The 11869-nt window shown below is 71.7% G+C and carries 5 protein-coding genes; 2 read left to right on the forward strand and 3 right to left on the reverse strand.

Annotated features, from left to right (window positions below):
* Positions 1-125: 125 nt before the first annotated feature.
* A complete protein-coding gene (locus ABH920_RS30215) occupies positions 126-410 on the reverse strand; it encodes a hypothetical protein (RefSeq protein ID WP_370352578.1) in 285 nt (94 codons plus the stop codon).
* Between the two features lie 67 nt (positions 411-477).
* Positions 478-1968, reverse strand: coding sequence for an MFS transporter (locus ABH920_RS30220; protein ID WP_370352579.1), 1491 nt, complete (start codon positions 1966-1968; stop codon positions 478-480).
* A gap of 168 nt (positions 1969-2136) precedes the next feature.
* On the opposite strand from ABH920_RS30220, the gene ABH920_RS30225 reads away from it, so the two are divergent.
* Positions 2137-3123 carry an RNA polymerase subunit sigma-70 gene (locus ABH920_RS30225; RefSeq protein WP_370352580.1) on the forward strand — a complete coding sequence of 329 codons (987 nt, stop codon included), beginning with the start codon at positions 2137-2139 and terminating at the stop codon, positions 3121-3123.
* Between the two features lie 116 nt (positions 3124-3239).
* Here the strand turns inward: ABH920_RS30225 and ABH920_RS30230 are convergent, their stop codons facing one another.
* Positions 3240-11042 (reverse strand): Ig-like domain-containing protein, encoded by a 7803-nt coding sequence (locus ABH920_RS30230; protein WP_370352581.1) that lies wholly within the window; start codon positions 11040-11042, stop codon positions 3240-3242.
* A gap of 381 nt (positions 11043-11423) precedes the next feature.
* On the opposite strand from ABH920_RS30230, the gene ABH920_RS30235 reads away from it, so the two are divergent.
* Complete coding sequence (locus ABH920_RS30235) at positions 11424-11795, forward strand: hypothetical protein (protein WP_370352582.1); 372 nt, start codon at positions 11424-11426, stop codon at positions 11793-11795.
* Positions 11796-11869: the final 74 nt, after the last annotated feature.

Genomic DNA, 11869 nt, shown 5'->3' on the forward strand with positions numbered 1-11869 from the left:
AGCATGGGTGACCCGGACGACCTCCCTCAGCCTGGTTGGCTGTGGGTGGGCGGCCGGGGCGGCCAGGCGCCGCTGATCAGCCGTTTCGCGCCGGTACCCCCAGGAATCAATCATCTAGGGCGGTCTCAGTCGATCTCATAGCGGTAGTAGTAGTACCAGCCGGCGCCTCCGTTGCCGTTGGGGCTGCGGGGGTCGCTGGCGTAGTACGAGCAGGTGTAGGTCAGCACGTCCGGCGGGTCGTTCCGGGCCGCGCTCGAGGCGGCGCAGCTCGCCTCGGTGCTGAACTGCACCGAATACTCGCCCCGGTAGGTGAGGTAGGACGCCGTCGCGTCCGCGATGCCGCCGGTGAGGGCGAACAGGCCGGCCACGCTGACCGCCAGTGCCGTCGTGCGCCTTCGTGATGCCGTCATGGAATCCGTCCCTCGCTGGAATCGCAGTTCCGCAGTGAATAAGGCTTCTGATTCACTCCTGACCGAATTATTGTGACATGGCGGCCCGGCGCGCACCAGTGAGCAGCAGCGCCACCGGGACCGCGGCCAGGCCGGCGAGGCCGCAGACCCACAGTGCCTGGTGGAATCCGCCGGTGAGCGCGTCGGCGGCGGGGTGGCCGTGGCCGAGCATCGCACGGGAGCGCGCGGCGGCCACGGTCGAGGCGACCGCGATGCCGATCGCGCCGCCGAGCTGCTGGGAGGAGTCGATGAGGCCGGAGGCGATGCCCGCGTCGCGTTCGGTGACGCCGACCAGGGCGCCGATCGAGACCGGGATGAACACCCAGGTGACCGTTCCGGTCAGGAAGAAGGGGCCGGCGAGGTTCGCCAGGAAGCTGCCGTGCACCGGCGCCTGGGTCAGCCACAGGATCCCGGCTCCGGTCACCGTCATCCCGACGGCCATCACCACTCGGACCGAGGCGCGGGTGACCAGGATCTGGGCCGGGCCGGCGAGGACGACGCCGGTCAGGCCGACGGTCAGCCAGGCCAGGCCGGTCGTCATCGCGGAGTAGTGGAGCACCTGTTGCATGTACAGGGTGCCGATGAAGATGTAGCCGTAGAAGCTGGCGCCGAGCAGGAAGCCGACCGCGTTGGATCCGGCCAGGGACCTCAGGCGGAACAGCCGTAGCGGCAGCAGCGGCGCCTGTGCCCTGGCCTCGATGACGAGGAACGCGGCCAGCAGTACCGCGGCCGACGCGAGCAGGGCCAGCGTCCGGGCGGCCGTCCAGCCGACGGTCGGGGCCTGGGAGATCGCGTAGACCGCGAGCACCAGGGCGCCGGTCACGGTGACGGCGCCGAGGGGGTCGTAGCGGCGGCGCGTGCTGGGCTGCGCGCCGCCCGGCACGGCCCTGCTCTCCGGCACGACCCGGCGGACCAGCAGCAGGGCGGCGCCGCCGATGACGACGTTCAGATAGAAGATGTACTGCCAGCCGGCGTACCGGGTGAGGGCGCCACCGGCCAGCACGCCGAACGTCGCCCCGCTGGCGCCGACCGCGCCCCAGATGCCGAGCGCCTTGTTGCGCTCGGCGCCCTCGGGAAACATGTTCATCACGATGGACAGCCCGGCGGGCAGCACCGCAGCGGCGCCCAGGCCCTGGACTCCGCGCATGACGATGAGGAACGTGGCGCCGGTCGCCAGCGCGCAGGCCAGCGAGGCCGCGGTGAACAGCGCGAGCCCGGCGGCGAACACGCGCCGGCGGCCGAGCAGGTCGGCGGTCCGGCCGCCGAGCAGCAGGAAGCCGCCGAAGGCGACGGCGTACGCGGTCACCACCCACTGCAGGTCCGACTCGGCGAAGTGGAGCTTGGTGCCGATCGTCGGGAGGGCGACGTTGACGATCAGCATGTCGACCGCCGTCATGAAGGCGGCCACGGCGAGCAGGGCGAACGCGCGCCAGGGGTGTGGGGTGCCGGGTGGCGCGGGTGGTGCGGATGTTCCGGGCGCGGCGCCACGGATGTCGCTTCTGCCGTCCAGTGAGGTCATGGGTGTCTCCGGTGGTCGCTGGTGAGTCGCGGGCGAAAGTCCTCACCGGGTGAAGCACCGGCCGTCGCGGCGATTCACCGACGCGTCGGCGATGAATTCGGGCCGCCGCCGGTGTTGCATTCTCAGGACGGGTTTTCCAGGCGGCCGCACGAAAGGACAGGACTCACCATGACCGAGGCGACCCTCGCCCTGGCCCAGGCCGGAGACGGTGAGGCCTTCCGCGAGCTCATCGAGCCCCACCGCCGCGAGTTGCAGGCGCACTGCTACCGGATCCTCGGATCGGTGCAGGACGCCGAGGACGTGCTTCAGGAGGCCCTGTTGGCGGCATGGCGGGCGATCGAACGGTTCGACGGCCGGTCGCTGCGGGCGTGGCTGTACCGGATCGCGACCAACCACTGTCTCAACTACCTGCGCGGCGAGTCCCGCCGCCCGCAGCCGGCCGGACTGCCCGACCACGGCGCGGGGCGCTCGGCACAGGGGTGGTCCGGCGAGCCGTGGTGGCTGGAGCCGTTCCCCGGCGACGTGGACGACCTGACCGCCGGCCCCGAAGCACGCTATGACGCGCGCGAGTCGATCGCGTTGTCGTTCGTGGCGGGGCTGCAACGCCTACCGCCACAGCAGCGCGCAGTGCTGGTGCTGCGCGACGTGCTCGGCTTCCCCGCGGCCGAGACCGCGGAGATCCTGGGCACCACCCCGACCGCGGTCAACAGCGCCCTGATCCGGGCGCGCGCCGCGCTGCCGCCGGACCAGCACCCGAACGAGGTGCCGATGCCGAAGTCACCGGCCGAGGCCGCGGTCGTCGACCGGTTCGTGAGCGCGTTCCAGCGCTTCGATCTGAAGGAGCTGCTGGCGCTGCTGACCGACGACGCCCGGCTGACGATGCCGCCGGAGCCCGACGAGCACCGGGGGCCCGTGGAGATCGCGCGCTTCCTGCTGCAGACGCATCGGGGGCAGGAGTTCAAGCTGCTGCCCACCCGGGCCAACGGGCAGCCGGCGCTGGTGCTGTACCTGCTCGACCCCCAGGCGCCGATCTGGCGGGCGTGCGGGCTCATCGTGCTCGCGGTGCGGGGCGAGCAGATCCAGGCGCTGACACGGTTCGCGAGTATGGGTTCGCTTTCTCGGTTCGGTTATCCACGGACGCTGCCGCGGGACTGAAGGTTCGCTTCCGGACGTCATCCGCCTCCGAGTGCTGTTGGCGAGGAGCAACAGCCGACCCACGCAGACGCCCGGCCGGGATACCCCGGCCGGGCGTCTGCGTACCCTGCGAACACCTACCTCCTGGACGTCCCGGCCGTCCCCCGCCGCCGCGCACCGTAAGCCAGCGCACCGCCCGCGGCGAGCGCCATCAGCGCGGCCGTCGAGGTCTGCCACAGGCCGGTGGCGCCGGTCGGCGGCAGCGCTCCGACGGTGATGCGGTTCCCCGGGTCGTTCGGGTCGTTGCTGTTGTCGCCGGGGTTCGGGTCGATGGCGTCGCTGGCCGCGGTCGCCTTGTTCCTGATGTCCGAGCCGTTGCCCTTGTACGTCGGGGCCAGCCGCACCGTGAACGTCCACGACTTCGACGCCTCGGGTGCCAGCTTCGCTTCCGGGCCGCAGGTGACGGTGCCGCCGGGGGTGCCGGCCGGGCCGGTGCAGCCGTCCGGCGAGGAGACGAAGGACAGCATCGTCGGCAGCGGGTCGCTGATGCGGACGTTCGGGGCCGTCGCCGGGCCGTGGTTGGTGACCGTCACGGTGTACCGGAACGTGCCGCCGGGTCGGACCACGCCGCCGGCCGGCGGGTGGGCCGTCTTCGCGGTCGACAGGTCGGCCTCGGCCGGGGCCACCTTGCCGCCGGGCACGGTCGCCGGGGGCGAGGTGTCGTTGCCCGGATCCGGGTCCTTGGTGTCCGACTTGGCGGTCGCCGTGTTGAGCACGTCGGAGCCGTCGCCGGTGTACCCCGGGTCGAGCTTCACCGTGAAGGTCCACGACACCGACGCGCCGGGCGCCAGCGCCGCCCGCGGGCCGCACGTCACCGTCGCGCCGTACACGCCGGCCGGGGCGGTGCAGCCGTCGGCCGAGGAGACGAACGACAGCCGCGCGGGCAGCGCGTCCACGGCCCGCACCGCGACCGCGGTGGACGGCCCGGCGTTCGTGATCCGCACCCGGTAGGCGAAGGTCTGCCCGGGGCCGACCGGCGTGTCGGTGACCGTCTCCTTGTGCGCCGACAGGTCGGCCTCCGGCGGGTCGACCTTGCCGGCCGGCGGCGGGGCCGGCGGCGAGGTGTTGTCGTCCGGGTTCGGGTCGGTGGTGTCCGACTTCGAGGTCGCGCGGTTGCCCAGGTCCGAGCCGTCGCCGGTGTAGGCCGGGTCGAGCCGCACCGTGAACGTCCAGGACTTCGACGCGCCGCCGCCGAGCGAGGCCAGCGGCCCGCAGGAGACGAGCCCGCCGTCGGTGCCGGCCGGACCGCTGCAGCCGTCGGCCGAGGAGACGAACGCCAGGTACTTCGGCAGCGGGTCGGCGACGTTCACGTTCACCGCCGCCGACGGGCCGTGGTTCGTGGTCGTGACCAGGTAGTCGAAGGTCTCCCCGGGCTTGACCGGGGTCGTGCCGACCGCCGACTTCGCCGTCGCCAGGTCCGCCTCCGGCATGATCGGGCCGGGCGGCTCGATCAGCCCGCTCGGGTCCTTCTCGCCGCCGGTCGGCGAGGTCGGGGTGGCGATGTTGCCCTGGTCCGAGCCATCGCCGGTGTAGGCGTGGTCGAGCAGCACGGTGAACGTCCACGACTTCGACGCGCCCGGCAGCAGCGACGCCTCGGGCCCGCAGGTGACCGTCCCGCCCTCGCCGGCGGTGCCGGTGCAGCCGTCGGCCGAAGACACAAACGAGATCTTCGACGGCAGCGGGTCGGCAGCGCCCACGTTCACGGCGGTCGAAGGGCCCTGATTCGTGACGGTCACGGTGTACGTGAACGTCTGCCCCGGCTTCACCGGCGCACTCGACGTCGACTTCACCGTCGTCAGGTGCGCCTCCGGCGGCGCCACCGGCCCGGGCGGCGGCTTCGGATCGCTGGGATCCTTCGTGCCGTCGGTCGAGGACGTCGCGGTGGCCACGTTGCCCTGGTCCGAGCCGTCTCCGGTGTAGGACGGGTCGAGCTTCGCGGTGAACGTCCAGGTCTTCGTCTCACCGGGCAGCAGCGTCACGTCGCCACCGCAGCTGACGGTGCCGCCGTTGGTCCCGACCGGACCGGTGCAGCCGTCGACCGAGGAGACGAACGACAGCTTCGAGGGCAGCGGGTCGGTGGCCCCGACGTTCACCGCGGTCGAGGGACCGTTGTTCTTGACCGCCAGGACGTAGTCGAAGGTCTGACCCGGCTTCACCGGCGTGGTCGACGGCGTGGTCTTGGTCAGCTTCAGGTCGGCCTCGGGCTTGATCGGGCCGGGCGGGTCGACCGGCGGGCTCGGGTCCTTGGTGCCGTCGGTGGGAGAGGTCGCGGTGGCGACGTTGGCCTGATCCGTACCGTCGCCGGTGTAGGAGGGGTCGAGCTTCACGGTGAACGTCCACGACTTCGACGCGCCCGGGAGCAGCGCCGGCTCAGTCCCACACGTCACCGTTCCGCCGTTGCCGGCGGTGCCGGTGCAGCCGTCCGCCGACGACACGAACGAGATCTGCGACGGCAGGGTGTCGGTGGTGCCGACGGTCACCGCTGTCGAAGGGCCCTGATTCGTGACGGTCACGGTGTAGGTGAACGTCTGGCCCGGCTTCACCGCGGTGGAGGACGTGGTCTTCACCGTCTTCAGATCCGCTTCCGGCGTGATCGGGCCGGGCGGGTTCACCGGCGGACCGCTGGGGTCCTTCTTGCCATCGGTCGGAGACGTCGCGGTCGCGACGTTGCCCTGGTCGGAGCCGTCACCGGTGTAGGAGGGGTCGAGCTTGACGGTGAACGTCCACGACTTCGACGCACCCGGCAGCAGCGTCACGCCGCCGCCGCAGCTGACGGTGCCGCCGTTGGTCCCGACGGGACCGGTGCAACCGTCCGCCGAGGAGACGAAGGACACCTTCGACGGCAGCGGGTCCGTGGCACCCACGCTCACCGCCGTCGACGGACCGTTGTTGGTGACGGTCACCGTGTAGGTGAACGTCTGGCCCGGCTTGACCGCCGTCGTGGACGTGGCCTTCGTCGTGGCCAGGTCGGCCTCCGGCGTGATCGGGCCCGGCGGGTCGATCGGCGGGCTCGGGTCCTTCGTGCCGTCGGTGGGGGACGTCGCGGTGGCGACGTTGGCCTGGTCCTTGCCATCACCGGTGTAGGAGGCGTCGAGCTTCACCGTGAACGTCCACGACTTCGACGCGCCAGGCAGCAGCGCCGGCTCAGTCCCACACGTCACCGTTCCACCGTTGCCGGCAGTGCCGGTGCAGCCGTCCGCCGACGACACGAACGAGATCTGCGACGGCAGGGTGTCCTTGGTGCCGACGGTCACCGCCGTGGAAGGGCCCTGATTCGTGACGGTCACGGTGTAGGTGAACGTCTGGCCCGGCTTCACGGCCGTGCTCGACGTCGTCTTCACCGTCTTCAGATCCGCCTCGGGCGTGATCGGGCCGGGCGGGTTCACCGGCGGACCGCTGGGGTCCTTCGTGCCATCGGTCGGAGAGGTCGCGGTCGCCACGTTGCCCTGATCCGTACCGTCGCCGGTGTAGGACGGGTCGAGCTTGACCGTGAAGGTCCACGACTTCGAAGCACCCGGAAGCAGGGTCGCCTCCGGACCGCAGGTCACCGTCGCGGCGTTGGCGCCGACCGGACCGGTGCAGCCGTCCGCCGAGGACACGAAGGAGATCTGCGACGGTAGCGTGTCCGTCGCACCCACGGTCACGGCGGTCGAGGGGCCGTTGTTCTGCACCGTCACGGTGTAGGTGAACGTCCCGCCGGGCTTGACCGGCGTGGTCGACGTGGTCTTCGTCGTGACCAGATCGGCCTCGGGCGTGACCGGTCCCGGCGGGTCCACCGGCGGACTCGGGTCCTTCGTGCCGTCGGTGGGTGAAGTCGCGGTGGCGACGTTGGCCTGATCCTTGCCGTCGCCGGTGTAGGACGGGTCGAGCTTCACCGTGAACGTCCACGACTTCGACGCACCCGGAAGGAGCGACGCCTCCGGACCGCAGGTCACGGTCCCGCCGTTGCCGGCCGTGCCGGTGCAGCCGTCCGCCGACGACACGAACGACACCTTCGACGGCAACGCGTCCGTCGAACCCGCGGCCACGGCGGTAGAAGGACCCTGATTCGACACCGTCACCGTGTAGGTGAACGTCTGCCCCGGCTTCACCGGGGTGGCGGACGTGGTCTTGGTGGTGGTCAGGTGAGCGTTCGGCGGTGCGACGGGTCCCGGCGGATAGACCGGATCGCTCGGCGTCTTTGTCCCGCCGGTGGTGGAGGTCGCGGTGGCGATGTTCCCCTGGTCCGAGCCGTTTCCGGTGTAGGAGGGGTCGAGCTTCACCGTGAAGGTCCACGACTTCGACGCGCCGGGAAGCAGCGTCGCCTCCGGGCCGCACGTCACCGTCGCGCCGTTCCCCGCGCCGGCGGTGCAGCCGTCCGTCGAGGACACGAACGAGATCTTCGACGGCAGCGGGTCGGTGGCGCCGACTGCGACCGCCGTGGACGGGCCGTTGTTGGTGACCGTCACCTTGTAGGTGAAGGTCTGACCCGGGGCGACCGGGGTGGTGGTCGTCGTCTCCTTGGTGGTCAGCAGGTCGGCCGACGGCGTCGCGGGGCCGGGCGGGAGCACCTGGCCGCTGGGCGTCTTGGTGCCGCCGGTGGTGGAGGTCGGCGTGGCCACGTTGCCCTGGTCCGAGCCGTTTCCGGTGTAGGAGGGGTCGAGCTTCACCGTGAAGGTCCAGGACTTAGACGTCCCCGGAAGCAGCGTCGCCTGCGGGCCGCAGGTCACCGTCCCGCCGTTGCCGGCGGTCCCGGTGCAGCCGTCGGCCGAGGACACGAACGACACCTTCGACGGCAGCGGGTCGGTCATGCCGACGGCCACCGCTGTCGAAGGACCGTCGTTCCGCACGGTCACCGTGTACGTGTACGTCTGGCCGGGCTTCACCGGCGTGGTCGAGGCGGTCTTCGTCGCGACCAGCGCCGCGGTCGGCGTGATCGGGCCCGGCGGATAGACGGTGCCGCTCGGCGTCATCGTGCCGGGGGTGTCCGCCGAGGGCGTGGCGACGTTGCCCTGGTCGGTGCCGTCACCGGTGTAGGACGGGTCCAGCTTCACCGTGATCGACCAGGACTTGGACGCGCCGCCGGCCAGGGAGGCCGCAGGGCCGCAGGTGACGGTCCCGCCGTTGCCGGCGGTCGCGGTGCAGCCGTCCGGCGAGGACACGAACGACACCTTCGAGGGCAGCGGGTCCGAGGCCTTGACGTTGCGCGCCTGGTCGGGGCCGTTGTTGGTGAGGGTGATCTGGTAGGTGAAGGTCTGGCCCGGGCTGACCGGGGTCGTCGAGGCCTGCTTGCGCGCGGCCAGGTCGGCCTGCTCGACCTTGATGGTCGCCACCGCCGGGTCGGAGGTCTTGGCCGGCGTGCCCGGCACCGGGATCCAGGTGGCGGTCGCGGAGTTGGCGATGGTCGTGCCGGCCGGGGCGGCGGCGTTCACCGTCACCTGGAAGCTCACCTTCCAGGTCTCGCCGGGCTGCACGACGCCGCCGGCGGTCGGCGGGCCGCCGGTTCCTACGGCGACCTTGATGGCGCCGCCGACGAAGCCGTTCGCGTCGCTCACCGCGGTGGCCACGCCGGTCGGGCTGATCAGCTTGATCGAGCCGGGCACGAAGGCGGTGTTCGCGGGGATGACATCGTTGATGTACGAGCCCGTGGTCTGGGTGTTCCCCGGGTTGTTCGCGGAGATCGTGTAGGCCAGGGTGTCGCCGCGCCGGGCCGGGCTGTTGCCCTGCACGTCCGCGACGGTCTTCGTGGGCTTCAGGCAGCCCGGCGAGCCGAAGACGATGTTGTCGAGGAAGTTGCCGATGCTGTTGTTGCCGCCGGTGGAGGAGACCGAGACGAAGGCGAAGCGGGTGACGGTCTGCCCGGACGGGACGGTGTAGGAACCCGTGTAGTGGCCCCAGGCGGTGTTGCCGTCGGAGATGGAGGTGCTGTTCTGGCCGTTCGGGGTCTGGGCGATCAGCGAGCCGCCGGGCGGCCCGATCTCCAGCCGCATGACGTCGGTGCCCAGGCGGCCGCGGTGGGACAGGGCCCAGTTCATCGGGGTGCCCGGCACGGTCGGGATGTCCTGGTAGAGCGTGGAGACCTCGTTGGCGTTCAGTTCGACGAACTGGTTGCCGTCGGCCGACGGGACGCCGTTGGTGCCGCTGCGCCAGATCTCGATCTTGTGGTCGCTGGCGGTGGTGTTCCAGCCCGGCACGGTCGAGTCGTCGACCATGGTCACCCCGGCCGAGGTCACCGGCTGCTCGAAGCTGCCGTTGACCAGGTTCACCGGCACGTAGCCGCAGGCGTCCTTGGGCGCGGTGACCGAGGTCGCGGTGGTCGAGCGGTTGTCGGTCAGGTCGGGGTCGGTGCTGCCGGCGGCCGCGGCGATGGTCGCGGTGTTGTTGAGGACCTGGGTCTTCATCGACGTCGAGGTGTTGCCCTTGACGGTGATGACGATCTGCCCGCCGACCGGGATGTCGACGTTCGCTGATACGGCGTTGCCGGTGCCGGTCGCGGTGGCGCAGACGGCTCCGCCGGTGGCGGCGCAGGACCAGGCGACGCCGGTCAGCTGCGAGTCGACGGTGTCCTGGACCACGGCACCGGCGGCCGCGGCCGGGCCGGCGTTCGTCGCGGTCAGCGTGAAGGTGATCGGGTCGCCGGCCTGGAGGACGTCCGGCGCCGACTTGACGATCTTGAGGTTCGTCGTGGTGTCGACCTTGAACGGCTGCGTGTTGCTGGCCGGATAGACGGCCGACGGCGCGGCGGGGTCGGTGGCGGTGGCGACGACGGAGTGCGAGCCGTTGGCGAGCGCCGACGACGGTGTGCACGACCAGGTGTTGTCCGGCTGCACGGTCGCGGTGCACAGCGTCGCAGAGCCCTCCTTCACCGTGATGGTGGTGCCGGGCACGCCGGTGCCGCTGATCGGCGGCTTGCTGATGAGCTGCGTGGAGTTGGCGGCCGGGCCGGTGATGACCGGGGCAGGGGCGACCCACTGGAGGGTGACCGAGCCGTCGGTGCGCGCCGCGCTGCCGAGGCCGGCCTGGGTGCTGCCGTCGGTGACGCCGGCGCCGCCGGTGTAGCCGGAGCCACCGCCGCCGCCGGTGTCGCTGTTGGTGCCGCCGGTGTCCTGCTGGCACTGGCCGCCGCCACCGCCGAAGTACCCGCCGCCGCCACCGCCGCCCGCGTCGGCCCCGCCGTTGCCGCCGTTCCCGCCCCGGTAGCGCGCGCCGGCGGTCGGGCCGGAGGCGCAGTTGTTGGTGGTGACGGCCGCGGGGCCGCCGGTGCTCTGGCTGCCGCCCTGCCCGCCGGAGCCGCCGCCGGAGCCGGGGTTGCCGCCGTTGGCGCCCGAGGCCCCGCCGCCGCTGCCGCCGGAGGACCCGCCCTCGGCGCCGCCGGCCCCGCCACCGGCGACGAGCAGCGGGGTCCCGGTGAGCGAGGCGCCGGTCCACAGGGCGCTCATGCCGCCGCCGGACCCGCCGCTGAAGCGCGAGCCGCTGCCGCCGCTGCCGCCCGCGCCGTAGGTGGCGGCGCCCTTCACCGTGCCGGCCTGGCCGACCATGACGGTGAGGCTGTCGCCCGCGGACACCGCGAGCGTGCCGGTGGACAGGCCGCCGGCCGCGCCGTTCCGCCCGCCGCCGCCCGCACCGGACGCGCTCACCGTCAGGCTGCTGACGCCCTTGGGCACGACGAAGGCCTGGTCGCTCCCGGAGTACGTGAAGCTGACGCAGGCGGTGTTGGAACCCGTCGGCGTGCACGCGACCTGCGCGGCCAGCGCCGGAGCGGCGCCGAGCGCGAAACCGGCCGTCGTGGACGCGACCACCAGGGCGGCGCTGGTGACGACGCGCAGCAGGCGGGCGGCTGCGGCGCCGGCGCCGGGGCCTGCGGTCGCGCCGAGGCCTGCGGGTCGGGGGGCCAATTTCACGGGTCCTCCGGCGGGGAAGGGAAGGAGGTGCGGATGATCAGCTACGAATCATCAGCAAGGTATGGCCCCTGCTTCGCATTTCCCACTAAAGAGGCATGACTTGGAGAAATTGCGCCTGTTCAGCGCATTTCTGTGACTATAGCGGCGGCAACCACCGGCAGACTTCCCGACCCCGCACGACCATCCGGTCAAGGACGTGGCCACGGGGATCGAGCACTGAGCCGGCCGTGAGGGCCGGAGGTGCATCTAGGATGTCCATACTTTGCGGCCCACACATCTGCAATTTTCAGTCCACTGCGAACATCTTGCGCTCCGTCGTCGCGGCAGGCATCTTGTACCCAAGAAATCCGTCGCACCTTGTCCGAGTCACGAGGAGCTGCTGTGAAGCTGAGATCTCTGCGTTCGAGCCGCCTGGGCGCCGGCGCCGCCACGGCGGCGCTCATCGGCGCCGCGGTGCTCGTGCCCGCGTCGGCGGCGCGGGCCGGTACCGAGCCGCCGATCATCGCGGGGTTGTACTGCAACAGCTGGGGCGCCAACCAGTTCTTCTGTTCCATGTCCGTCGAAGGCGGGATTTCGCCCTGGACCTCGTACTGGTCGGGCGCGGCGAACGTGAGCAGCTTCGGTTCCCACGGCGAGAGCTACACGCTGGGAACCTGCACGACGCAGGGCCTGTACACCCAGGTCAACGTTGTGACGTCCGACGGCTACGGCTACTACTCCGCACCGGCGTCTTTCGGATTCACCTGCGCATAACCCGCGCGGCGATCGGCCCAGAAGCCCCATTGCGCCGGCCCGCCGCGGGACAACCGCGTCGGGCCGGCGGTGAA

This window comes from Catenulispora sp. EB89, from assembly GCF_041261445.1.
Classification (GTDB): Bacteria; Actinomycetota; Actinomycetes; order Streptomycetales; family Catenulisporaceae; genus Catenulispora.

Excerpts from the sequence above, each read along its gene's own strand:
- ABH920_RS30215 (WP_370352578.1), bottom strand. The coding sequence starts at position 410 with ATGACGGCATCACGAAGGCGCACGACGGCACTGGCGGTCAGCGTGGCC.
- ABH920_RS30220 (WP_370352579.1), bottom strand. The coding sequence starts at position 1,968 with ATGACCTCACTGGACGGCAGAAGCGACATCCGTGGCGCCGCGCCCGGA.
- ABH920_RS30225 (WP_370352580.1), top strand. The coding sequence starts at position 2,137 with ATGACCGAGGCGACCCTCGCCCTGGCCCAGGCCGGAGACGGTGAGGCC.